Source organism: Streptosporangium sp. NPDC049644 (assembly GCF_040675205.1).
In the GTDB taxonomy this organism is placed as follows: domain Bacteria; phylum Actinomycetota; class Actinomycetes; order Streptosporangiales; family Streptosporangiaceae; genus Streptosporangium; species Streptosporangium fukuiense.
This window is the reverse complement of the sequence record NZ_JBFAOJ010000029.1, coordinates 43,723-65,146: the sequence shown is the minus strand read 5'-3', so window position 1 is coordinate 65,146 and position 21,424 is coordinate 43,723. Positions and strand designations below refer to the sequence as shown.

Below are 21,424 nucleotides of genomic sequence, written 5' to 3'. Positions count from 1 at the left end.
TGGCTCATGAGGACGCTGACTCCGGCTCGGTCCGTGAAGGTGACGGCTCCAGCGAACATATTAATTTCAATCCGTCCGCCTCGTAAAGATCTCCATTAAAGTGGGCATAGTTGATAAATATGCTGGCTGCGACCTGATATTTGGCTAAACGGCCGGGTTTGATAAACGAAATCAAAGCGTCGATCCGCTCGAACGGTACGAACGAGGATCGCCCTCTGGATGCTCGACACCGACTACGACGGTGAGTCCTTCTCCGTCCGGCACTGCTCCTTCATCGGTGGCCACGACCCGTACAAGCGGCTCCGACAGGCCCTCAAAGCGGATATCAACGAGGACGCCTGGGCGACCCTCCACACCACCCGCTCACAACCGTTCCGTGCTCCGACCACTGGGAAGATCGCCGTCAAGATAACCAACCACTACGGCGACGAGGTCCTCCAGGTCTACGACGTGTAACAGGGAACGTGCGATGGCCCCCTGCTTCAGACAATCCCTCCGTACGCCTGGGCAGGGCGTTCCCGGCTAACGAAGGCGGGACTCCATGTCATGTCGGCACAAGTTGCCGCACGACCAGATGGCTTCTCAAGGATTCTGACCGTGCGACACTCGTGGTCGGGTCAGATTTCTCCGCTGCGGATGCCCGTCAGGAAGTTGTTCCAGGCCATCGGGGAGAAGGTCAGCATCGGGCCGGATGGGTTCTTGCTGTCGCGTACGGCGATGAGGCCCGGAAGGTCGGTGGCTACTTCCACACAGTCATCTCCGTTAGGGCCGCTGTAGCCGGACTTGCGGAACTCGGCGCCGGACAGGTCAGGGGAGATCATGCTCACTCCTCGCAAGGAGCCGATCGGATACTTAGAGTGACAGAAGTGCAAGGGTGTCCGACCGGCACCGCAGCCGCCCATTGGTTACCTGCGACGTGGTTCCTTGGCTCAAGGTGAGGATGTCATGACACTTGCGGACCGATCCACGCGATGGTTTCACCTGTTCAAGAAAGTCACAGTGGGCTCGGCCTCTGGTCGGTTCCCGCTCGTCTGACGGACAAATGTCCCGACGTCGACCTCGGCCCGCATGAACCTCTCAGAGAGCTGATCAGTCGGCGGGCGGAACGTCTTCCGGACGCGAGGGTTCTGCTTGCGGGTCGATGTACGTCCCTCTTCCGACCACGGTCCTGATCAGGCCACGCCCACGTAGTTCCCGCATCGCGCGCCGCACCGTCAGGTATGCCACCCCGTATTCGGAAGCAAGATCACGCTCTGCTGGGAGCCGCTGACCCGGCCGTAGGTCGCCGGCATCGATCAATGCCTGGATGTGATTGGCCAGCCGGACATACACGTATTCCGGGCTGTCCTCTTCTGGATCGAACGGCGAGACGCTGCTCATGACTTCACCGTATGGCTATGGTGACCTGCTGAAATCTATGGGAAGCCATGCATTGCTATACATGGCTATGCTCAATCGCGTAGCCTCTGGCCAAGTACAAAAACGGGACCCGCAGGCGCTCGCGACGCCGTACGGGCCCCTTGACCAGGAAGGCACTCCTGATCCGTGAGTAACCCTAGTGCTCCCGTTCTCGACAGGCAGGCGGTCGGTGGTTGCGGCTGTTTCGCCGAGGTGCCGCCGATGCCGATGGGCTGTGCCGTCTGCGGGCATGCCCCCTACGTGCACGGCTGTCCTAATCGGCCCGTCGACCATGATTACGTCCAGCCGTCCGCCGCGTTGATGGACACCCGCCTGCGGGTCCGCCGGACCGGGGACCGCTCGCTGCCCTGCTTTGAACTGCCCTGTTTCGAGCCGCCCGCCCTGGCGGCCCCGGCCGAGATGATCCCGCTGGTGCCCGCCCAACAGTCCGCTCAACAGTCCGCCCGGCGGCCCGCCCGGCAGGTCCCGGTGGAGACGACCGCACCGGTGACGGAACGGTGGCCCGATGAGCGGGTCCCGGCCGAGGCGGTCGCGCCGGTGGCCGGTCAGTGCTCTGCCGGGCGGGCCGCGGGTGAGACGGCCCTGCCGATGATCGTCCCGCGCCGTCCCGAGCAGGCCCCGGCCGCCGTACCGGTGTCACCACTCCGCCGGGCGCGCTGCCGTCTCCGGCCCTCGTCCAGGAGCGCCCGTACCGGACCGCCCCGGCTCGGCGGAGGGGGCCGCCGCGTTCCGGGCACCGGCCAAAGGATCTGCGCTCCACCCCGGGCGATGCCCGCCCTGCCTCCGTACCGGCCGTCCGGCAGGTGCGGCACACCCCTCCGTGTCTTTCCCCGACCTATGAAGCGGGCCCGTCCTCCGCGACCAACGAACAGACGGGCCCTTGATCGGATCGAGGTCCAATCAATGAACGATGGTAGGTCCACCACCCCGGAATCCACCACCATTCCCGGCTGGCGGCTCATTCTCAGCGACGCCGGACGGCTCTGGGCCAGCCGGGAGAAGCTTTTCTCCCCGGCCGCCACCCACGCCGGAGCCGAACGCACGGTCGACGGCGACAGCCTGGAGGCGTTGCGCGCCGAGACCGATCGCCAGGAGACCTTCGCCCGTGAGGCCGAGGAGCAGGCAGCGAAGGAGCAGGCGGCACGGACAGAGGAGGCACAGCAGGCTCCCGCCCCGGGGGCGCAGGGGCCGAAGACGCGAGCCGGGCAGGTGATCTCATGATCCGCCGCTGCCTGACCCGTGCCCGGGGCCGTCACCGCGACGGTCAAGCCGCCGCCCCGGTCCCGCAGTACACCTGGGACCACGAGGCCCGTGCCGAGGCCGCGATGCTGGAGATCACCTGGCCCGGCTGGGCCGTGCTGTACGGTACCGGCAGCCGTCTCTTCCACGCCATCGCCACCTGGCCCACCCCGGAACCGCTGCTCCTCTGCGACCGGACCGTCGAGGGGCTGAAGGCACAGATGCGCGAGGCCGAGACGACCGGGCTGCTGCACCGCTGGGCCCTCACCTCCGGCTCGGCCGGTATCGGCCGCTTCTGAGCGGGCACGGCGGCCCTCCCTTCCCCGGTCCGGGCCGCCGTGTCGTCATCACGTACCGCGCGGAGCGACAAGGCCCCTCCGCGTCAGGCTCAAGCGATCTCAGTACCGCTGACTGACCGTTGCAGGCTCAACACCACGACCTGAGGTTGACACCGGCGCCCGCATGTCGTCATTGGTGTGGCGCGGAGCTTTCGGGGCGTTGAGCGGAATAGCTGCATTAAGGTGACGTTCGCCGGTGCACCGGATCGACCGGTGCCGCGAGGCGATCTCCCCCTCACGCTTACAGAGCCGAGGTCAAGGAGAGCATCATGTCCCGCACGTGTGTCGCCGCCTTGGGATGTTTCCTGGCGATCACCGCCCTTGCTCCGATGGTGGCCCCGGCCGTCGCCGCCCACCCGGCCCAGGCGACCTTGGCCGCTCCGGGTGGGAAGGCTGTCGAGCGGTCTTCGGCAGCGCGGAGACCTCCCCTGGGCATGCTGGTGGCCCTGCAACGCGATCTGGGTCTCACCGCGGACCAAGCCCAGAGCCGTCTGCTCAACGAGGTCCGTCTGGCCCCGATCGCGGTGCAGCTCCGCAGGCGGCTTGGCACCCGTTTCGCTGGTTCCTGGCTGCTGGGACCCACCGCGCATACCCTCGCGGTGGCCACCACCAGCCGCGCCGACGCCGCCCAGATCACCGCACAGGGCGCACGCCCCTTCCTCGTCCGCCGGTCGCTGACGGAACTGCAGGAAGTCAAGAAGAAGCTCGACACCACCTGGCCCGCCCTTTCGGAAGTGAGCAGCGTGCGCTACATCGACGTCAGAACCAACAAGGTCGTCGTCCTGTCGAACACGCCCAAGGTGACCGAGAACACCGTCAGGGCCGCCCACCTCGCCTCCGCCGCGGTGCGAGTGATCGCCTCAGCCGAGCGCCCCCGGCTCCTGCGGGCCGACCTGCCGACCGACCTGGTAGGCGGCCAGGCCTACTACGTCGGCGCCACGACCCGCTGCTCGGTCGGCTTCCCGGTGATCCACGGTGACCAGAAGGGGTTCATCAGCGCCGGGCACTGCGGCACCACGGGCGCCGCCACCGTCGGCTTCAACCGGCTCGCCCAGGGCGTCGTACGGGACTCGACGTTCCCGGGCGGCGACCACTCCTGGATCGCGGTCAACGACAGCTGGATACCCCGGCCGCTGGTGGGCAACGACACCGGCGGCACCATGTGTGTCTACGGTTCCAAACAGGCCATCGAGGGCGCCTCGGTCTGCCTGGCCGGATCCTCCACCACCGGCCTCAACTGGCACTGCGGCACCATCACCCAGCACGACGCCGACGTCACCTACCCCGAAGGGGTCGTCGGCCACCTGATGCGCACCAGCGCCTGCGGCCACCCCGGTGATTCGGGCGCCTCCATGCTCTCGGTCGACCAGGCCCAAGGGGTCGTCTCGGGCGGCTCCGGCAGTTGCGCCACCGGCGGCGTCACCTACGTCCAGCCGGTCGGCGACATCCTCACCGCCTACGACCTGACCCTGGTGACCAACGACGTGGCCCCTCTGGCCAGCACGGGCAGTTGCGGCGGCTACTCCACGGTCCTCACCGATACGTTGAGTAACGCCCAAGCCGTCTACCAGCCCGGTGGCCTGTACTACCGCACGACCGTCACCGGTGACCACTACGGCTGCCTGGAGAGCAACGCCGGCGGCGACTTCGACCTCTACCTGCAAAAACGGACCGGCTCCAGCTGGAGCACCGTCGCGACCTCAAACAGCCCCAACCCCTTCGAGGAGCTCGGCTACTGGGGCCCGCCCGGCGACTACCGCTACCTGGTGCTATTCTCCAGCGGCGCCGGCCCCTACAGGCTGGGCTACACGACGCCGTAACCGGCACTGGGAAGAACCCGTGCCGGTTACGGTGCGTTGAACCCCAGGGTGTAGGGGCCGAAGCCGCTGGAGGAGACCACCTGGTAGCGGTAGAGGCCGGCCGTGCCGGTGTAGGCGATCTGCTCGTTGGGAGTCACGCCCTCAGCGGTGGCGACGGTTCTCCAGGTCGAGCCGATCCGCTTTTGCAGGTACAGGTCGAAGTCGACGCCCGCATTGGCCGCCAGACAGCCGGAGTGGATACCTTTGGCGGTCGATCGATAGCCCAGGGCGGGCGTCTGGGCGGCGGTCTGACCGCTGATCAGGGTGCCGGTGGCGGCCCTCGGGTAGCCGGTGCAGGTGCCCGTGCTCAAAGCGGGGGGATTGCCCACGGTGGTCTGCAGGGACAGGCCGTAGGCGGCGAGGATCGGGATGATCGGCTGGAAGTAGGTGGTGCCGCCCAGGCTGCAGTCGCCTGAGCCACCGGAGGCGACTCCCTGGGCCTGGTCGACGGAGATGAAGGCGCCGCCCGAATCGCCGGGTTCGGCGCAGACGTTGGTGCGGGTCAGCCCGAAGACGTTGCCCTGTGGGTAGGTGACGCTGGCATCACGCTGCTGGATGAGGCCACAGTGCCAGTCGGTGGTGGAGCCGGACCGGCAGACCGAGGCACCCTCGACGGCCACCTTGGCACTGACGACGGGCACGGTGCCGCCCTCGCCGTTGTCCACCGCCGGCTTCGACGTCCAGTTGGCGTTGACGGCGACCCAGGCGTAGTCGTTGGTCGGGAAGGAGGATGCCTGGAAGACACCTTGGGCGATCCGGTTGAAGCCGGCGGTGGTCTGGCCCGGTGTGCCGCAGTGGCCGGCGGTGATGAAACCGTTCTGGGTGCCTTTGAATATGGGGAAGCCGATCGAGCAGCGGGTCGTGTCGCCGACGTAGTAGGCCTGCCCGCCTACCAGGTCGTACAGGGGCCGGGGTTGCTCGTTGGACGGCAGCACGACCACCGCGGACTTATCCACCCCCGCGCTCTCGACGAGGGTCTCGGCCGCCTCGGGTTTCGGGGCGAGGACGACGACCTTGTTGGTCTTCACATCGACGTAGCGCACGCTGGCCACTACCGGCCGCACGGGCAGAGCCCGGTCGAGCTTCTTCTTGATCGAGGCGAGGTGTGTCAGCGGCCAGGTGACGACTTCGGCTTGGGCGCCCGCAGCGAGGATCTGGGGAATGTCGGCGGTGCTGGTGGTGGCCGCCACCAGGTTCTGTGCGGTGGTTCCCCTGAACCAGGCGCCGCCGAAACGCTCCCCGAGCGCTTTCTGAAGTTGCGGCACGATCGGTGTCAGGCGGGCCTCGTTGAGCAGGCGGGTCTGAGCTTGGGCCGGGGTGAGACCCAGGTCGCGCTGGAGTGCCTCCAGCATGCCAGGCGGCGGTTTCAGCGCGGCCGAGGCGGTCACGGCGGCTGTGGGGTTCGCTGCCTGGTGTTCCGCGCCGGCCGGGACCGCGGTCAGGGTGAGTGCGGTGATTGCTAGGACATATCCCGTGGTAATGGCATGTCTACGGGACATGGGTCTCTCCTCGGCCTCGGCTTTCAAAGCATGAGGGGGAGATCGCCTCGTATCACTGGTTGATCATGCGATATGGGCAACGCCACCCTAATACAGCCGTCGCCGGTCAAGGTCGCGAAAGCCGCACGCCACGCGGGCGGGAATCTGAGGTGCCGCCAACGATCGTGCCATCAGCACTGAACGGTAGTGTCCTCGCTCATCCGCTCCGGTTCACCGACGCTCCGAACCGCCGCGCCACGGCTGAGCTTTCCGGTCAACGCTGCCACGGTGGTCTCGCTCCGCCGGACGGGTCTCCACTGAGGGCAACTGAGAAGTGGTATCTGAGCGACGGTTCTCAGTTGACCCTCAGTGGAGAGCCATGGAAAAGAGTGTCGTCCTGTCCGTAAGGACCGCTCAGATTCCGCGTGGCCCTTCCCGCGGCCGGCTGAGATGACCTCGGGAAGGGCACTGAAACAGAGTCACCCGGGGAACTTCGGGCCGGGGCCATAGCGGACTCCGGTTCCGCCCTGGGCGTCTCCGATCTTTTTGAGGAGTTCTCGTTCGCGCAGGCCGGCCAGAATGTCCCGCGCGGCGAACACATGGATGTCGAACAGTCGCTGCAGCTGGCCATGGGCCCTGCCAGTGATTTCGGGGGCTCGCCGGGTTGGTCGGTCCCGGGTGATCGGTGATCGCCCAGGGGGCCCGGCACCGTCAGGCGAACATGCGGAAGAACTCGCGGAGGTCGTCGATGAGCAGGTCGGGGGCGTCGTGGGCGGCCCAGTGGCCGCCACGGTCGTGCTCCTTCCAGAACACGATGTCGGCGTGGTCGCGCTCGGCGAACCGGCGCAGCGGGCGGAAGTCGTAGGCGAAGGAGGACAGGCCGATCGGGAAGGTGGTCCGCGACGTGTCCTGCTCCGCGTGGTGGTTCTCGTAGTAGAGCCGGGCCGACGACGCGGAGGTGTTGGTCAGCCAGTAGATCGTGGCGTTGGTGAGGATCAGGTCCGGGTCCGGGACCCCGGCCAGCAACTGGCCGATCCAGGCGAGCTGACCGGCCGGTGAGTCGGCCAGGGCGTGGGCGAGGGTCTGCGGCTGCGCCTGCTGGGCGATGTCGTGGACGGAGTGTGCGACGAACGACTGCAGGAAGCCCAGGTACTCCATGTCCTCCGGGGAGAGGCCCTCGAACTCGGCGGGGTCGCCGGAGGGGAAGGAGAAGATCTGGTTGACGTGCACGCCGATGAGCCGGTCGGCGTGGCGGCGGCCCAGCTCGGGACTGACCATCGCGCCGGCGTCGTTGCCGTGCGCGCCGAACCGCTCGTAGCCCAGGCGGCGCATCAGCTCGGCCCACGTGTCGGCGATGCGGGCCATGTTCCAGCCCTTGCTCGCGGTGTGCCCGGAGAAGCCGAAACCCGGAATGGACGGGATGACCACGTCGAAGGCGTCGGCCGGGTCGCCGCCGTGCGCGGCTGGGTCGGTGAGCGGGCCGATCATGCCCAGGTACTCCACGAACGTGTTGGGCCAGCCGTGGGTGAGGATCAGCGGGGTGGCGTTCGGTTCGGGTGACCTGACGTGCAGGAAGTGGATGCTCTGCCCGTCTATCTCGGTGGTGAACTGCGGGAAGGCGTTGATCCTCGCCTCCCACGCCCGCCAGTCGTAGCCGTCACGCCACCGTGCCACCAGGTCACGGACGAAGGACACCGGCACGCCGTACTCCCAGCCGGGCGACACCGGTCCCTTCTGTACCCCGTCGGTCACCTCGGACTCGGGCAGTGCCTCGGCGAACCGGGTGCGGGCCAGCCGGTCCCGCAGGTCGTCCAGGTCGGCCTGCGGGACCTCGACACGGAACGGTTCGATCTTCTCGTGAGTGCTCATGAACGCCTCCTTGACAGGTTCTGACCTGCACGATCCTGGCAAGGAGCGTCATCGTGCCGGTAGTGCCTCCAGCACCGGCTCCGATGGGGTTCGCATGCCCCGCCATGCGAATCGCACATCCGTCATATGCGGCGGACATAATGTCCATTCCGGGCATTCGATGAGGGGGCGGCGCATGCGGTGGGCCTTGTCGCCGTCGTTCGCCTGCCTTCTGATGTACGGCGCCTTCCGGATCAGCGTCCTGACGGTCGGGACATCGTTCGGCAGGCCGCCGGACGCGGCGGTCCTCGCGTTCGGCACGGCCGTCGTGGTCGCCCTCGGCTGCCTGTACGCGCTGGTCGTGCTCCGGGTCCCATCCCGCTGGATCATGATGGTCCAGGCGCTGCTGACCTTCGGGCCGTACGCCGTCATCGGCGACTCCTGGGGTCCGATCTCGGCGCTGTTGCTCGCCTCCGTACTGCTCGGCTTCCCCGGCCGGGTCTCCTGGCTGCCGGCGGCGCTCGTCGCGCTCGCCGAGTTCCTGATCAGGGTGTGGTGGCTGCCCGGAGGTGGGCTCGTGTACGCGGCCTGGGCGACGCTCGCGACCGGCGCGATAGGGCTGGGCTTCTTCGCCATGGCGCGCCTGGCCCACCTGGTCGAAGAGCTGCGCGCGACCCGCGCGGAACATGCCTCGTTCGAGGTGGAGCGCGAGCGGCTGCGGATCGCGAACGAACTGCGTGCGGTCCTGGGCGAGCGGCTCGCCGTCGTCATCCGGGCGGCGCGGAACCGGCCGGACGAGATCGCCGAGGTGGCGCGGGAGGCGCTGGACCGGGTCAGGTCGGTGGCCGACGACTACCGCGACAGGTCGCTGGCGGCCGAGGTGGCGGCCGCACGGTCGGTGCTGGGCGCGGCCGGGGTGCCGGCCTCGATCGAGACTCCGGAGCTCCGCCTCCCGGACCGTGCCGACGCCGTCCTCGCCGCGCTGCTCCGGCGTACGGTGACCGCCGCGCTGCGGCACGGCACGCCCGAGCACTGCCTGATCGAGGTGGGCGATACCGGCCGGCTCAGGATCGTCTTCACCGGCCTGCCCGGGGCACCGCTGCGCGAGGCCGCGATGCCGGTCGAGGCCGAGGTCACCGAAGCCGGCGGCACCGTGTCGCTGGAGGCACGGATCCCGCTCGGCCCGCGCGCCAGGGAAAGGATCTACACCCCCCGCTGGCTGGCCTGGGTGGTCCTGCTGGTCCTGGAGATCGATCACATCGGTACGGTGGCGCTGAAACTGTTCGGCGCCCGCGACCTGGCGCTCGCCGCGCCGAGCATGATCCAGGTCATCGTGGTCGTGGTCTGCCTGCCGCTGGTCGCCGTGCTGCAGTTGCGCCACGTGCTCCCGCGAGAACACCTGGCCTGGCGGGGGACACTGCTCCTGCAGATCGTTCTGGTCTTCACCCCGATGGCCTTCGTCGGTGACCTCGTGCCCCCGTCCTATGCCGGGCTGGTCGCGGGCGTGGTGCTCTTCCACATGCGAGCCCCCTGGTCGTGGGTGTTCGCCGCGCTCCTCGTCTGCCTGCCCCTGCTGCTGTCGCCCGGCTCCGTCGTGCACGTGACCGTGCTGCTCAGCCTCGTGTCAATGGTCATGGTGTACGCGCTCTGCCGCCTCCCGGTCATCGCCGCGCAGTTGGAACAGGCCCGCCGGGAGCTGACCCGGATGTCGGTGGTCAAGGAACGGCTGAGGATCGCCCGCGACGTACACGACCTGCTGGGGTTCCAGCTCTCCGCCATCGCCGTCAAGGGCGAGCTGGCCGTACGGCTGGCCGACGCCGACCCCGGCGCGGCGCGAGTGCACCTGGCCGAGCTGGTCACGGTCGCGGAACAGGCGCTCTCCTCGGTGCGGTCGATCGCCGAGGAGGGGGCCGCGCCGGCGTTCGGCGAGGAGGTGGAGGCGGCGCGTTCCATGCTCTCGGCCGCCGGGATCGACGCGCGGGTACGGCTCGGCGCGACACCGACCGGCTCGCTGGGGGCGATCGTGCTGCGCGAGGCGGTGACCAACGTGGTGCGGCACTCCGGTGCCCGGACCTGCGAGATCGAGACGTCGCCGGAGGCGGGCAGCGTCTGGCTGCGGGTGTCGAACGACGGCGCGCTCCCCGAGAGGCACGGCCGGGCGGGCAACGGGCTGCTCAACCTCACGGCGCGGACCGAGGAGGCCGGCGGGAGCCTGACCGTACGGCGCGACGGCGACCGTTTCACCCTGACCGCCGATCTCGGGCCCGGTCCCGCGGATCCTGCCGGGCGGAAGATCCAGGGGACAGGGCGGGGGACAGGGCCTAAAGCCAGCCCGCTTCGGTCGCGATCCTGATCGCGTCCACCCGGTTGCGCGCGTTGAGCTTGGTGACGCAGGAGGCCAGGTAGTTACGGACCGTGCCGTAGGAGAGACCGACCTGCGCGGCGATCTCCGGCGGCTCGGCGCCGGAGGCGGTCAGTCGCAGCACCTCGGTCTCCCGCTCGGTCAACGGGCTGGCCGGGAGGTCGAGAGCGGCGAAGGCGAGCTGTGGATCCACCACCCTGCCGCCCCCGGCGACCGTACGAATCGCCTCGGCCAGCTCCTTCGGCCGGGAGTCCTTGACCATGAACCCCGCCACGTGCGCGGACAGCGCCCGCCGCAGGTTGCCCGGCTGCCCCACGCCGGTGAGGATCAGGGTCCGGCACTGGGGCAGCAGTTCGTGCAGCTCGGCCGCCGCACTGAGCCCGTCCGTCCCGGGCAGCTCGATGTCGATCACGGCCACGTCGGGACGGGTGCGCAGCGCGGTGGCCACGATCATGTCACCGGCCGCGACCTCGGCGACGATCTCGATGTCGTCCTCCAGCGACAGCAGGGCGGCCAGTGCCTGGCGCAACATGGTCATGTCCTCGGCCAGCAGAACGCGGATCACTCGGCCCCCGTACGGTGATGAATCCTTCGCTGTCAGGATAGGGAGGTCCATGGAGACTCTCCGACATCACCACCGCACTGTTCCGCATCGAGCGCGCGCCGTTCTCAACCAAGGAGCACTCATGGCACGTTCGCACAAGCGCTGGCGTGACCTCTCCGACCGGCAACGGGCGGCGATTTTGACGCTGGTCTCCATAGAGTTGTCGCTCACCGCCACGGCGGCCGCGGACCTGTGGCGCAGGCCGGCCGGACAGATCCGGGGACGTAAGGCGCTGTGGTGGCCGTTGCTGTTCGTCCAGCCCTTCGGTCCGATCGCCTACCTCACGCGGGGCCGCATCCCCTCACCCCGCCGGTAGGACTTGCTGGTTCGTTCTGCCGGCAGGCCGGGTCAGCCGTCCACGAGGGTGATGCGCTGATCGGCTGAGCCGGTGTAGGGGCCGTAGAGGATGAACGCCGTCGGCGGACGCTTGCCGACGAACTCCTTGCCGATGGACAGCGCCTTGCCGGAAGGGACGCTCACCAGTCGGCGCACGCCGTCGCTGAAGGCCGGGCGGTGCCAGCGCTGGGCCGGGGCGGAGGAGCAGGGCCTGAGCCGGACCGCGAGCATGCCGCCGCCGTTGAAGGCGACGGTGTCGTACTGCTCGCCGGCGGCCAGGCAGCGGCCACCGGCGACGTGGACGAGCTGGAACCGCTGGGCACCGCCCCGCGTACGCCAGGCCGTACGCGGGTCGGCGCACGGCAGCGCCGCCACCAGCCCGCCCACCGCGCCGACGCACCGGCCCGCGTAGGCGATCCGGGTGCCCGGCTGGGGAGTGGGCCTGTGGGGGGACCTCGACGCGGGTCTCGGCGTCGTCGCGCGGACGGTCGGGGTCTTCACCGGGGCGGGCGCCCGGGTCTTCACACGGGTGGGCTTCGGGGTGGGTGACGCGCTCGGCGCGGGAGCGGCGACCTGCGCGGGCGGGGAGGGGGCCGGGTCCCATGACAGGCCGAACACGGCCACGGCGGCGGCGATGATCGCAGCCGCCCCCGACACCGGGATCGCCCAGCCCGGCATCGCGGCCCCCTTCGACGCGGCGGCCGACTTCCCGGCCCCCGCCATGGCCGGTATCCCCTTCCTCGCCTCCAGGGCGAGCGGGAACAGTGCGATCGGCAGCGCCGCGCGGAGTGTGGCGTTGAGGTCGAGCAGCTCCGTGTGTGCCCGGGCACAGCTCGCGCAGGATTCCAGGTGCGCGCGCAGTGCCCGCGGAGGGCGGCCGCTTCTCTTGCGCACGATCGCCGCCAGCGGTTCGGCGTACTCCTGGCAGCGGGGTGACGCGCTGGACACGTGCGCGGCCAGGTACGCCTCGCGCAGCCCCTCGCGGGCGCGGAAGGCCAGCACGCCGACGTTGCCGGAAGTGATGCCAAGGATCTTCGCGACCCGCTCGGGCTCCTCGTCCTCGATCAGGGTGTGCCAGAGCACGGTCTGCCAGCGTGGCGGCAGCGAGCGGTAGGCGCGGGTCACGAGATCGTCCGGCGGCTCCGGCGCGGCCGTCGTGAGATCGTCCTCGCGGAACTCGTCGGTCGGCACGAACCGCTGATCGGAGCGCGCCCACTCCGCCGCCGTGTTGCGGACCACCGCGTACAGGTAGGGACGCCAGTCGCCGGTCGGGCCGGTCGGGCCGCTCCGGACGGTGCGCAGGGTCCGCGCGAACGCCTCACTTGCCAGGTCCTCGGCGGTGTGCGGGTCCCGGCACAGCCGGCGGGCGAAAGCGATGACGGCCGGGTGGTGCCGCTCGTACAACTCGGAGACGGCGCGGTCGTCCCCGGTCCTGACCAGCCGGGTCAGGGCCGGGTCCGCGCTTTCCGGTTCGGTCATTTATCTGATTATAAATTTGATGGAATTCTTCTGATATGCGGCTTTGGCGTAGACGCCGGCGGGCTTGGCGGTGAGGGCGATGAGCCGGGTGGCCTTCGTGGTCGCCGCCTTCAGCGTGATCGAGCCGCCGGCCTTTTCGAGCAGCCAGTGCTGTCCCTTGCCGGCCTCGGCGCACTTGACCAGGACGACCGAGCGCTTGCCACCGCTGACCTTGCCGAGTGCCATGCAGCGGTTCTGGTGGCGTATCCGCACGTGCTTGCCGACCGTCGCGACGTTCCACCTGGTACCGCAGGCACCGAGGCGCACCCTGGTGCCGGAGGCGGTCAGGCAGGTGCCGTACGTGCTCTTGAACTGGACGTTCCGGCCCTGTGCGGGAGTCTCCGCGGGATCAGGGGCGGGTGACTCGACCGGGCCCGGCGTGCCGGCCGGCTCCGGAGCAGAGGTCGGTGACGCGGTCGGCCCGGCGGTCGGCTGCGAGGTAGCGGTCGGAGCCGGGGTGCTCGGCCGGGTGGGCGAGGAGGCCAGGCCGTCCAGCGGTTCGGCCACGAACTCACCCTTGCCGTCGCGCACCACCGCTCCGCCGTCACGGTTGTCCTTGACGGACAGCTGCCCGCCGGAGCGGGCGGTGAAGTTGGTCCTGTCCTGACCGGCCTGCGGCAGCCACTGCTGCGACCTGTCCTTCTTCGCGCACGGGCCGGTCACCACGGTGTCCGCCATGGTCAGGCAGCGGCCGTTCGCCGCGTTGCGGATCGTGAGGTACCCGTCGTCGTCGATGCTGCGCTGCCACGTCTGCGCGGAGCCGTCCGTACACGCGCGCTGCACGACCTGCGCCGCGCTCGCGTCGAGGCATCTGCCGCCGTCCACCACCTTGATGCGGAACCGCCACACCGGGCTCGGCTGGTCCTGGATCAGGTACGGGCTGAACGCGACGTTCCTGAGCTTCTCCAGCTCCGGCTGCCGTACCGGCGTCGGCTCGAAGTAGCGGAAGTCGTCGATCCGGCACGAGTCAAGGTGGTAGTTGGCCGCGAGGTCGCTCGTGCACTCCTTCCGGGTGCCCATGTTCCGGCAGACCGGGTCGTTGCCGTTCACGCCGCCCCCGTCGCAGTGCGAGAGCCCGAAGCTGTGGATCAGCTCGTGGGTGAGCCCGGCCTCGCTCCAGCACCAGCGCGGGAGGATGACGTTGCCGGTGCTCAGGCCGGCGTTGGCGCCGCCGCCCGTGCAGGAGCCGGTGATCTCGTTGTCCCTGACGAAGTACAACGGCTTGACCCGGTTGGTCTGCCAGAGCGTACGCACCAGGGCCGGCTGGGAGGCGAGGTTCTCCGCCATCGCCTTGCCCATCTCGGCCCGGTTGCGCCCCTTGGTGAACGGCAGTTTCGCCACCACCGGACGGCAGTCACCGTCCTGCACGAACCGGAGCCGCCGGGAGACCCCGAACCGCTCCGCGCTCGAATCGACCGTCTGGTCGGTCTCCCAGATGGTGTTCAGCAGGGCGGCGCCGTCGTCCTCCCAGCTGTCCTGCCCAGGCTGGTGGACGTAGATCGGCAGCACCCAGCCCTTGTCCTTGGCATCCACCTCGTCGCAGGCGAACCGCGACTGGGCCGCCGGGGCCGCCGCCACGGCGGGCGACGGCGCCGCCAGCGCCGCCCCGCCCATCATCAGCGACACCGACAGCGGCAGCACGAGGGCAGATCTCATCTTGCTCAATCCGAGCTCCTTTCACTCACCGAGGAAGGAGTCCGGCCACTCGCCCGGATTACGCGACTTCGGAAATTTCTTTTGGTCTCGCCGCGGTTCCGTGGTGTTCGAGGCCTTGACCCGGCCCATCACCGTGGAGGACGCCGGGGGGTCTAGGGCGCGGCGCCCACGGCACAGGGTGACGATGGTGTGCAGGTGACGGCCTGTTGTCCAATGGACAATAGGCTGCCGGGCATGACATCCAGAAGGCGTAGGCGCAGTCCCGAGGAATCACGGGCGGAGCTGCTGGCGGCGGCAGCCCGGCTGATCAGAGAACGAGGCCCGGACAATGTCAGTTTGCGGCAGATCGCCGCGGCCGCCGGTGTCGCCCACGGGCTCGTGACGCACTACTTCGGCACCTACGCCGCCCTGGTCCGCGAGGTATTGATGGCCGAGAACGATCGGATCGAGGAACGGGTACGCGAGCGGATCAGCGCCGAGCGGGGCGTACCCACCGCAGCGGGGATCACGAGAGTGCTGTTCGACACCCTGGCCGACGAGCGCTATCTGCGCCTGTTCGTCTGGGCCGAGATGCATGCCGACTATCGGGGGGCCGCGCGGCCGGAGCTGGTGGAGCTGATGGACGCGATCGAGGCGGGGATCCGCGCCGCGCTGGCCGGGCGGCGCGCTCCGAGCCGGTCTCGTATCGAGGCGGTGGCGCTGATCGGGCTGTCGGCGGCGTACGGGTTCGCCATCGGCGGGCGGTCGTGGCTGGCGGGCATGGCACGCGATCCCGACGATCCCGCGCATGAGGCGGAGTTCCGTGTCCAGCTGGCCGCGATGATGGGGGCTCACATGGTGGAGGAATCCGGGTTGGAGCCCCCTGAATGAGTTATTGTCCACTTGGATAATAGGATGTCGTCAGTCACGCTGATCGACGGAACAGGACTGAGGCATGGCCGAGCATCCCCGTGCGGACCACCAGGTGCGCGCCTCCGGCGAGGACCGTGAGCATGCGGCCGAACGACTGCGGACGGCCGCCGCCATGGGGTGGATCGAGCTGGCCGAGCTGGACCGGCGGCTCACCGAGATCTATGAGGCGAAGACCAGGGGCGAGCTGGAGCGCGCGGGCCGCGATCTCCCCGAGCCCGGCCGCACGGACACGCTGGTGGTGGAGGACGCGCCCAGCTCCCGCTTCGCGGTGAGCGTGTTCGGCTGGTTCACCCGCCAGGGTCAGTGGGTCGCCCCGCGCGAGTTCACGTCGTTGTCGATGTTCGGCGGCGGCGAGATCGATCTGCGCGACGCCCGCTTCACCGACCGCGAGATCCGGATCCGGGTCTTCGCCCTATGGGGTTACACGGAGGTCGTCGTTCCCGACGACGTCGAAGTCGAGGTCAAGGGCTTCGGCCTGTTCGGCGGGTTCGGCAGAGGCGCCGCGCGCAGGAAGCGTGGGGCGCCGCGGATCGTCATCAGCGGCCTCGCCCTGTTCGGCGGCGTCGGCACGAGGGCCAAGCCGGCACGGCAGACGCCCTGACCAGAACCCGGGCATAAGGGCAAGGACACCACCACCCTTCACCGGGGCCGGGGCGGGGGAACCTTCGCCTACATCTGGAACCAGAACAGGGACACCGGTGGACTCCTGCTCGTACGACTCGACGCGGTCCCCCGCGAGATCTGCCGACCTTGGCCGGGGACGAATCGCCGTCCGCGGGACCGCACCGGCCCGGCGCCTCCTGTTCGTCGACGGTGTCGAAGGCGGCTGAGTCACCGATCGCGGATCGTGCGCCGGAAGCGTCGCCTTCTGACTCATAAGCATTGGCGTCGCAGTCCTCGTGCGGGCTAGCGTTGCTTCCGTCATGCGCCAGGACGCGGGTGCGAGTCCAGCAGATCGGAGACGCGGGATGACCTCTCAGCTCGTCGCGCTCTGTTTCGACGCGAACGATCCACTCCGTCTCGCGCGCTTCTGGGCCGGGGTCCTGGGCTGGGAGACGGTCGACGACCCCCACGACGGCATCGCGCTCCTGCCGAGCGATGACACCGGGTTCCGGATCCGATGCCTTCCGACCCAGGAGAAGAGGACCGGTCCGAACCAGATGCACTTCGATCTGACGAGCACGTCCCTGGAGGACCAGCAGCGGACGGTGGCGAGGTCGCTCGAACTCGGTGCGCGGCACATCGACATCGGGCAACGCCCGGAGGAGGGTCATGTGGTGCTCGCCGACCCCGAGGACAATGAGTTCTGCGTCATCGGACCGGGCAACGACTTCCTCGCCGACTGCGGATTCGTCGGAGCGCTCGCGTGTGACGGTTCGCAGGAGGTCGGGTACTTCTGGAGCGAGGCGCTGGGCTGGCCGTTGGTCTGGGACCAGGACCAGGAGACCGCGATCCGCTCGCCGCACGGCGGTCCGAAGATCACATGGGGCGGTCCGCCGGTAACGCCGAAGACAGGGAGGAACAGGCTGCACTTCGACCTGGCTCCACCTGCGCACGATGATCAGCAAGCGGAGGTCGACCGTCTCGTCTCCCTCGGAGCGACTCGAATCGACATCGGCCGACGCGCGGTCGGTCGGGTGCTGATGGCCGATCCCGATGGCAATGAGTTCTGTGTGCTGACCCCCCGATAGCGTCACCGGACCCGGGGCCGGTGGTGACGGACATGCGGATCAGCGAGCTGTCCCGATCACCGCCCCGGCCAGAACGGGTCCCGGCCGATGAAACCCAGCAGTCTGGTCTGAGTACTCGCACCGTCGGGTACCTCGACCCGGGCGCCGTACTGGCCGGAAGAGCGAAGGACCTGCTCCATCTGCTCCATCTGACCGAGGAGTCGGGCACAGAAGTCGGGGTCCAGTCGGTCGTCCTGGCCGGTGGCCCTGGAGAGATCCCAGGTGTGCATGAACACGTCGGCGGTGTAGAACCGGTCGATCGCGGTCTCCACCGGCAGGCTGCCGACGTGTGGATTGACGAGTTCCCGATGCGCCGTCCCCGCATCGTCCAACACCGCCTGCACGCCGTCGCAGTGAACCCGCCACGCGGCGACCGGGTCCTCGTCCACCGACGGTCCGCGGGGCAGTTCGATGCCGGCACCGGAGGCGAGAAACCCGGGGAACCATTCGGTCAGGTGACGCACGACGTCGCGGGCGGCCCAGCCGGCGACCGGGGATGGCGCGTCCCAGGACCTGGTGCCGCGAACCCGGTCCGTGAACAGCCCGGCGACCCGCAGGTGTCGCTCGGCCGGGTGGTCAGACAGCGCCATCGGTGAGCATCCTCTCCAGCTTCGCGTAACCCTCGTTGACACCGATCTCCATACCGCTGCGCAGCCACGCATCGCGGCCTTCGAAGCTGTCGACCAGCGACTGTGTCCGCAGTCGCGTACGGCCGTCGCCCAGGTCCTCGAACCACAACGTCTCCAGCGTGACTCCGTCGGGATCGCCGTCGAACGTGAAGGTCTGCACGATACGGTCCGGCCGTACCTCGTGGAAGCAGCCGTGGAACCCGTACTCCGTGCCGTCGTGCATTGAGACGTACCGCCAGCTGCCACCGGTACGCGCGTCCCAGTGCTCGATCCGGGTGGCCGTGGCATCGGGGCCCACCCAGCGGGTGAACAACGCGGGATCGGTGTGGGCGCGGAACAGTTGCTCGGGCGTGGCCGCGAAGTCACGAGTCATCCGGATGACCGGCAGCCTCGGGTCGGCTTCGATGACCGTCTCCGTGATCCTGTTCATGTTCGTCTCCGTTCATCTCCGCCAGAACGGCGTCAAGGCGGCGGTTGCGCCGCTCGACACGGTCCCGGTGGCGCTCGATCCAGGTGTCCATCAGGTCGAGGGCCTGGACCTCCAGGCGCACCGGCCGGGGCTGCGGCCCCCGCGGCCGGCTGACGAGCCCGGCGTCCTCAAGCACCCGCAGGTGCTTGTAGACGGCCTGCAGCGTCATCCGGTACGGCTCGGCCAACTGGCTCACGGTCGCGTCGCCCTCGGCGAGCCGGGCCACCATGTCACACCGGGTCGGATCCGCGAGGGCGGCGAAGACCCGGGACAGCGCGTCCGTGGTCATCCCCTCCCCTTTCAACTCAATGGTTGAAAGGACTGTAGGCCGTAGGTCACCCACCGGTCAACCCACTGGTTGAAAGTGCGCATCCCCTCGCAGCGTGGAGACCGAATCCCGAACCATCCTCTGGTGAATCACCCCGCCGCGGGCCCGCCGCACCAGGCCGTCAGGATGAGATCAAGGACGTTGCGCAGATATGCGCTTCAGCCTGCGACGTTCAAAGCCGTTGGGATGGCGGACGACCACGCCTGCCGGGCCGCCGGTGCCGGTGAGACGGATCAGTGGCGTGCCCGGCAGCCGGTCGGAAGTGGTCTTGTCCCTCAGACCGCCGAGGCCGGGATCCATCCCGCCGGTCTCCACGGCCCAGCCGTCGGGGAGAACGATCGTGACCCCGGCCATCTGGCCGTGTGCTTCCACCTCGACCACGGGCAGCCGGCAGTCGGCCTGGGTGAAATCGAGCTTGGCACCGCCCATGCCGCCGTACGCGACTACTTTCGCGGGTACCTGCCAGCGCCCGACGCGCGCCGCGCCGTGAAGGCCCCCCTTGAGGACCAGCGGCTGTCCCGGGTCCAGCGAAACCACGGGCGGCAGGTCGGCGGTGAGGGGCGCCAGATCGGCGTAGGTTTTGGCGGTCAGCGCCTGTTCCAGCCTCTCATCGAGCTCGGCCAGGTCGATACGGCCTTCGGCCGCCGCCTCGTTCAGCCGTGCCACCACCGCTTCGCGCTCGGCATGGGAGACGCGCAGCTCACCACGGTGGAAGGATTCCGGGTATTCAGCGGTCATGTAGTCGATGATACGGAGATATGAGGACGAACGCGGCCACCGCCGATCGCGGTGAATCGCGTGGGCCGAGGATGAGACGGTAGCCGCGGGTCACGTGTGGTTTCCACGCCCGGGGAAACAGGCAGGCGTATCGCCTACTCGTTTTCGGGGAGGTACGCGGGTGTGATCGCTTCCCGCAGGGTCCATCCCAGGGCACGGTAGAGCGCGAGGCCGTCCCGGGTGGCCACCAGGACGCCGGTCGCGGCGCCCCGCTTGGCGGCGGCGTCGCCGAGCGCGGTCATCAGGACGCTGCCCAGGCCCCGGCGGCGGTGTGCCGGATCGGTCAGGATCCTGTCGGCCACGGCCGCCGGGCCGGCCACCCCCATCTGCCCGCTCGCGGCCGTCGTTCCATCGGCGTCGTGTATCCGTACGGTCGTGATCCCGCCGTTTGTCGCGGTACGCAGCGTGTAGCCGTCCGGAGCGAGCGCGGTGGCCCGGCGCAGCGGCACGGTCATCAGGTACTCCGGCTCGCCGACGGTCCAGGCCGAGGTGAGCAGGGGCGCGACCCGCTCGGCGGGCGCGGACGCTTTGATCCAGGTGCCCGGAGCAGTCAGGGTGACGGCCAGCTCGGCCACCTGGTCGAGGTCGAAGAGCACGTGGCGGACGCGATGTCCGGGCAGTCCGACATCCAGCCGGAATCCACCGGCCATCTCGACCGGGGGCCGCACCGAACGGGAAACGGCCCAGCCGCCGACCCAGGCCCGGACCACCTCGGGTGTGGTCGTGGGCTGCTCCTGACCGATCACGCTCATGGCGTCCTCCCGAGGGGCGGCTTCCTGCCCTCGACAGTTTATTGCAAATAAGTCGCAGTAAGCTCGCGCCTTCTCGACGTCTCTTCCACCAGGGCAGGCGAGAGCCCCTGTCACATTGACGGGTGTGTGAGCGCGGCATGTTGGCCGATCGACCAGGCAGTCACCGACACCTCCCACTGGTCGCGTGCAGGCCGCGTCCAACCCCGACGTCATCCGCGACTCCTGGTCGCGCCGACCGCCGACCCCGACAGCATGGTGCGCAACGCCGCCACCGGTGACGTCCACCTGTCGACCGCGCTCCTGCGCCGACCGGTGACCACCGAACCCAGCATCTGGGGCCGGACCGCCGTGACCGACCACCGGTATCAATTCCCGTCTCCATCTGGAGGACGCCTCCACGGCCTGTCAGCGATTTCCAAGCCATTCCCCATTACCGGCGCCTAACCTCGCCCTCGCGCTCGAAACGGCATCCGGACATGCGCGTGACACGGGGAGGAACAACCTTGGACAGGGTCGGCTATGACGAGAAAGTTGTCAGAGACGGGATCAGCAGGTGCCTGAGTGACGGGTCGACCGTACTCGACCTGTCCTGGCAGCACATCGACGTGATACCCGAGTCGGTGAACGACGACCTCACCCATATCACTGCACTGGACCTGAGCCACAACCGGCTGACAGCCCTGCCCGAGTGGCTGGGCAACCTCACCAACCTCACCGAACTGGATCTGAGCTTCAACCAGCTGACAGCCCTGCCCGAGTGGCTGGGCAACCTCACGAAACTGACCCAGCTCCTGGCGGGCAGCAACCAGCTGACCGCCCTGCCTGAGTCGCTGGGTGATCTCACCGGCCTCGACTGGCTCCGCGCGTCACACAACCGGTTGACCGTCCTGCCGGAGTCGGTGGGCGGTCTCACCAGCCTCACCACGCTGGACCTGAGCGAGAATCAGCTGACCGCCCTGCCCGAGTCACTCGGCGGCCTCAGCAACCTCACCAAACTGGAACTGCAGGTGAACAAGCTGGCAGCCTTACCGACGTCGCTGGGCGGTCTCACCAGACTCACCGAACTGCGCGCGTCACGCAACCAGCTGACCGCTCTGCCGGAATCGGTGGGCGGTCTCACCAGCCTCACCACATTCCTTCTGCACGAGAACGCGTTGACCTCCTTGCCCG

23 protein-coding genes are annotated in these 21,424 nt (G+C 68.9%); 10 read left to right on the top strand and 13 right to left on the bottom strand.

What is annotated here, in order from left to right:
* Window positions 1-219: 219 nt before the first annotated feature.
* Entirely contained in the window at window positions 220-456 is a 237-nt protein-coding gene (locus tag AB0J58_RS18765; protein WP_364217164.1) for a hypothetical protein, read from the top strand.
* Window positions 457-617: 161 nt separating this feature from the next.
* On the opposite strand, the gene AB0J58_RS18760 is transcribed toward AB0J58_RS18765, so the two are convergent.
* The 3 genes from AB0J58_RS18760 to AB0J58_RS18750 form a co-directional block, all read right to left on the bottom strand.
* Entirely contained in the window at window positions 618-821 is a 204-nt protein-coding gene (locus tag AB0J58_RS18760; RefSeq protein WP_364217161.1) for a DUF397 domain-containing protein, read from the bottom strand.
* A 268-nt stretch (window positions 822-1,089) separates the two neighbouring features.
* The gene (locus tag AB0J58_RS18755; protein WP_364217158.1) at window positions 1,090-1,380 is read right to left on the bottom strand and encodes a winged helix-turn-helix domain-containing protein; all 291 of its coding nucleotides are present in this window, start codon (window positions 1,378-1,380) and stop codon (window positions 1,090-1,092) included.
* A gap of 584 nt (window positions 1,381-1,964) precedes the next feature.
* Window positions 1,965-2,231, bottom strand: coding sequence for a hypothetical protein (locus AB0J58_RS18750; RefSeq protein ID WP_364217155.1), 267 nt, complete (start codon window positions 2,229-2,231; stop codon window positions 1,965-1,967).
* A gap of 91 nt (window positions 2,232-2,322) precedes the next feature.
* On the opposite strand from AB0J58_RS18750, the gene AB0J58_RS18745 reads away from it, so the two are divergent.
* The 3 genes from AB0J58_RS18745 to AB0J58_RS18735 all read left to right on the top strand — a co-directional run bounded on the left by AB0J58_RS18745 (window position 2,323) and on the right by AB0J58_RS18735 (window position 4,816).
* Complete coding sequence (locus AB0J58_RS18745; protein ID WP_364217152.1) at window positions 2,323-2,640, top strand: hypothetical protein; 318 nt, start codon at window positions 2,323-2,325, stop codon at window positions 2,638-2,640.
* Window positions 2,637-2,957 (top strand): hypothetical protein, encoded by a 321-nt coding sequence (locus AB0J58_RS18740; RefSeq protein ID WP_364217149.1) that lies wholly within the window; start codon window positions 2,637-2,639, stop codon window positions 2,955-2,957. The genes AB0J58_RS18745 and AB0J58_RS18740 overlap by 4 nt, the downstream gene beginning before the upstream one ends.
* A gap of 308 nt (window positions 2,958-3,265) precedes the next feature.
* Complete coding sequence (locus AB0J58_RS18735; RefSeq protein ID WP_364217146.1) at window positions 3,266-4,816, top strand: S1 family peptidase; 1,551 nt, start codon at window positions 3,266-3,268, stop codon at window positions 4,814-4,816.
* A gap of 26 nt (window positions 4,817-4,842) precedes the next feature.
* Here the strand turns inward: AB0J58_RS18735 and AB0J58_RS18730 are convergent, their stop codons facing one another.
* A complete protein-coding gene (locus AB0J58_RS18730) occupies window positions 4,843-6,354 on the bottom strand; it encodes a S1 family peptidase (protein ID WP_364217143.1) in 1,512 nt (503 codons plus the stop codon).
* 690 nt (window positions 6,355-7,044) lie between these two features.
* Window positions 7,045-8,202, bottom strand: coding sequence for an epoxide hydrolase family protein (locus AB0J58_RS18725; protein WP_364217140.1), 1,158 nt, complete (start codon window positions 8,200-8,202; stop codon window positions 7,045-7,047).
* A 175-nt stretch (window positions 8,203-8,377) separates the two neighbouring features.
* Between AB0J58_RS18725 and AB0J58_RS18720 the strand changes: the two genes are divergently transcribed.
* Window positions 8,378-10,534: a histidine kinase gene (locus tag AB0J58_RS18720; RefSeq protein WP_364217137.1), complete on the top strand. Its 2,157-nt coding sequence runs from the start codon at window positions 8,378-8,380 to the stop codon at window positions 10,532-10,534.
* Here the strand turns inward: AB0J58_RS18720 and AB0J58_RS18715 are convergent.
* Window positions 10,503-11,108 (bottom strand): response regulator transcription factor, encoded by a 606-nt coding sequence (locus tag AB0J58_RS18715; protein WP_364217134.1) that lies wholly within the window; start codon window positions 11,106-11,108, stop codon window positions 10,503-10,505. The genes AB0J58_RS18720 and AB0J58_RS18715 overlap by 32 nt on opposite strands.
* Before the next feature lie 121 nt (window positions 11,109-11,229).
* Here AB0J58_RS18715 and AB0J58_RS18710 point away from each other — a divergent pair, with 121 nt between their 5' ends.
* On the top strand, window positions 11,230-11,463 hold the full coding sequence (locus AB0J58_RS18710; protein ID WP_364217131.1) for a hypothetical protein: 234 nt from the start codon (window positions 11,230-11,232) through the stop codon (window positions 11,461-11,463).
* Window positions 11,464-11,495: 32 nt separating this feature from the next.
* On the opposite strand, the gene AB0J58_RS18705 is transcribed toward AB0J58_RS18710, so the two are convergent.
* Both AB0J58_RS18705 and AB0J58_RS18700 read right to left on the bottom strand, forming a co-directional pair.
* The gene (locus AB0J58_RS18705; RefSeq protein WP_364217129.1) at window positions 11,496-12,962 is read right to left on the bottom strand and encodes a sigma-70 family RNA polymerase sigma factor; all 1,467 of its coding nucleotides are present in this window, start codon (window positions 12,960-12,962) and stop codon (window positions 11,496-11,498) included.
* Window positions 12,963-14,657 carry a ricin-type beta-trefoil lectin domain protein gene (locus tag AB0J58_RS18700; protein WP_364217210.1) on the bottom strand — a complete coding sequence of 565 codons (1,695 nt, stop codon included), beginning with the start codon at window positions 14,655-14,657 and terminating at the stop codon, window positions 12,963-12,965.
* Between the two features lie 234 nt (window positions 14,658-14,891).
* On the opposite strand from AB0J58_RS18700, the gene AB0J58_RS18695 reads away from it, so the two are divergent.
* The 3 genes from AB0J58_RS18695 (at window position 14,892) to AB0J58_RS18685 (ending at window position 17,260) form a co-directional block, all read left to right on the top strand.
* On the top strand, window positions 14,892-15,527 hold the full coding sequence (locus tag AB0J58_RS18695; RefSeq protein ID WP_364217126.1) for a helix-turn-helix domain-containing protein: 636 nt from the start codon (window positions 14,892-14,894) through the stop codon (window positions 15,525-15,527).
* 64 nt (window positions 15,528-15,591) lie between these two features.
* Window positions 15,592-16,170, top strand: a complete 579-nt coding sequence (locus AB0J58_RS18690; RefSeq protein ID WP_364217123.1) for a DUF1707 domain-containing protein — start codon at window positions 15,592-15,594, stop codon at window positions 16,168-16,170.
* Window positions 16,171-16,537: 367 nt separating this feature from the next.
* Window positions 16,538-17,260 carry a VOC family protein gene (locus AB0J58_RS18685; RefSeq protein ID WP_364217120.1) on the top strand — a complete coding sequence of 241 codons (723 nt, stop codon included), beginning with the start codon at window positions 16,538-16,540 and terminating at the stop codon, window positions 17,258-17,260.
* A gap of 56 nt (window positions 17,261-17,316) precedes the next feature.
* On the opposite strand, the gene AB0J58_RS18680 is transcribed toward AB0J58_RS18685, so the two are convergent.
* The 5 genes from AB0J58_RS18680 to AB0J58_RS18660 form a co-directional block, all read right to left on the bottom strand.
* Window positions 17,317-17,889: a TIGR03086 family metal-binding protein gene (locus AB0J58_RS18680; RefSeq protein WP_364217117.1), complete on the bottom strand. Its 573-nt coding sequence runs from the start codon at window positions 17,887-17,889 to the stop codon at window positions 17,317-17,319.
* Window positions 17,876-18,358 carry an SRPBCC family protein gene (locus AB0J58_RS18675; RefSeq protein WP_364217114.1) on the bottom strand — a complete coding sequence of 161 codons (483 nt, stop codon included), beginning with the start codon at window positions 18,356-18,358 and terminating at the stop codon, window positions 17,876-17,878. Before AB0J58_RS18675 ends, AB0J58_RS18680 begins: the two co-directional genes overlap by 14 nt.
* Window positions 18,291-18,686 carry a metalloregulator ArsR/SmtB family transcription factor gene (locus AB0J58_RS18670; RefSeq protein ID WP_364217111.1) on the bottom strand — a complete coding sequence of 132 codons (396 nt, stop codon included), beginning with the start codon at window positions 18,684-18,686 and terminating at the stop codon, window positions 18,291-18,293. Before AB0J58_RS18670 ends, AB0J58_RS18675 begins: the two co-directional genes overlap by 68 nt.
* 171 nt (window positions 18,687-18,857) lie before the next feature.
* Window positions 18,858-19,463, bottom strand: coding sequence for a DUF1707 domain-containing protein (locus AB0J58_RS18665; protein WP_364217108.1), 606 nt, complete (start codon window positions 19,461-19,463; stop codon window positions 18,858-18,860).
* A gap of 134 nt (window positions 19,464-19,597) precedes the next feature.
* The gene (locus AB0J58_RS18660) at window positions 19,598-20,254 is read right to left on the bottom strand and encodes a GNAT family N-acetyltransferase (protein WP_364217105.1); all 657 of its coding nucleotides are present in this window, start codon (window positions 20,252-20,254) and stop codon (window positions 19,598-19,600) included.
* Between the two features lie 503 nt (window positions 20,255-20,757).
* Here AB0J58_RS18660 and AB0J58_RS18655 point away from each other — a divergent pair.
* Window positions 20,758-21,424 (top strand): leucine-rich repeat domain-containing protein (locus AB0J58_RS18655; RefSeq protein WP_364217102.1); only part of this gene is annotated, 667 nt, incomplete at its 3' end.

Excerpts from the sequence above, each read along its gene's own strand:
- AB0J58_RS18765 (WP_364217164.1), top strand. The coding sequence starts at position 220 with ATGCTCGACACCGACTACGACGGTGAGTCCTTCTCCGTCCGGCACTGC.
- AB0J58_RS18760 (WP_364217161.1), bottom strand. The coding sequence starts at position 821 with ATGATCTCCCCTGACCTGTCCGGCGCCGAGTTCCGCAAGTCCGGCTAC.
- AB0J58_RS18755 (WP_364217158.1), bottom strand. The coding sequence starts at position 1,380 with ATGAGCAGCGTCTCGCCGTTCGATCCAGAAGAGGACAGCCCGGAATAC.
- AB0J58_RS18745 (WP_364217152.1), top strand. The coding sequence starts at position 2,323 with ATGAACGATGGTAGGTCCACCACCCCGGAATCCACCACCATTCCCGGC.
- AB0J58_RS18740 (WP_364217149.1), top strand. The coding sequence starts at position 2,637 with ATGATCCGCCGCTGCCTGACCCGTGCCCGGGGCCGTCACCGCGACGGT.
- AB0J58_RS18735 (WP_364217146.1), top strand. The coding sequence starts at position 3,266 with ATGTCCCGCACGTGTGTCGCCGCCTTGGGATGTTTCCTGGCGATCACC.
- AB0J58_RS18730 (WP_364217143.1), bottom strand. The coding sequence starts at position 6,354 with ATGTCCCGTAGACATGCCATTACCACGGGATATGTCCTAGCAATCACC.
- AB0J58_RS18725 (WP_364217140.1), bottom strand. The coding sequence starts at position 8,202 with ATGAGCACTCACGAGAAGATCGAACCGTTCCGTGTCGAGGTCCCGCAG.
- AB0J58_RS18720 (WP_364217137.1), top strand. The coding sequence starts at position 8,378 with ATGCGGTGGGCCTTGTCGCCGTCGTTCGCCTGCCTTCTGATGTACGGC.
- AB0J58_RS18710 (WP_364217131.1), top strand. The coding sequence starts at position 11,230 with ATGGCACGTTCGCACAAGCGCTGGCGTGACCTCTCCGACCGGCAACGG.
- AB0J58_RS18705 (WP_364217129.1), bottom strand. The coding sequence starts at position 12,962 with ATGACCGAACCGGAAAGCGCGGACCCGGCCCTGACCCGGCTGGTCAGG.
- AB0J58_RS18700 (WP_364217210.1), bottom strand. The coding sequence starts at position 14,657 with ATGAGATCTGCCCTCGTGCTGCCGCTGTCGGTGTCGCTGATGATGGGC.
- AB0J58_RS18695 (WP_364217126.1), top strand. The coding sequence starts at position 14,892 with ATGACATCCAGAAGGCGTAGGCGCAGTCCCGAGGAATCACGGGCGGAG.
- AB0J58_RS18690 (WP_364217123.1), top strand. The coding sequence starts at position 15,592 with ATGGCCGAGCATCCCCGTGCGGACCACCAGGTGCGCGCCTCCGGCGAG.
- AB0J58_RS18685 (WP_364217120.1), top strand. The coding sequence starts at position 16,538 with ATGACCTCTCAGCTCGTCGCGCTCTGTTTCGACGCGAACGATCCACTC.
- AB0J58_RS18680 (WP_364217117.1), bottom strand. The coding sequence starts at position 17,889 with ATGGCGCTGTCTGACCACCCGGCCGAGCGACACCTGCGGGTCGCCGGG.
- AB0J58_RS18675 (WP_364217114.1), bottom strand. The coding sequence starts at position 18,358 with ATGAACAGGATCACGGAGACGGTCATCGAAGCCGACCCGAGGCTGCCG.
- AB0J58_RS18670 (WP_364217111.1), bottom strand. The coding sequence starts at position 18,686 with ATGACCACGGACGCGCTGTCCCGGGTCTTCGCCGCCCTCGCGGATCCG.
- AB0J58_RS18665 (WP_364217108.1), bottom strand. The coding sequence starts at position 19,463 with ATGACCGCTGAATACCCGGAATCCTTCCACCGTGGTGAGCTGCGCGTC.
- AB0J58_RS18660 (WP_364217105.1), bottom strand. The coding sequence starts at position 20,254 with ATGAGCGTGATCGGTCAGGAGCAGCCCACGACCACACCCGAGGTGGTC.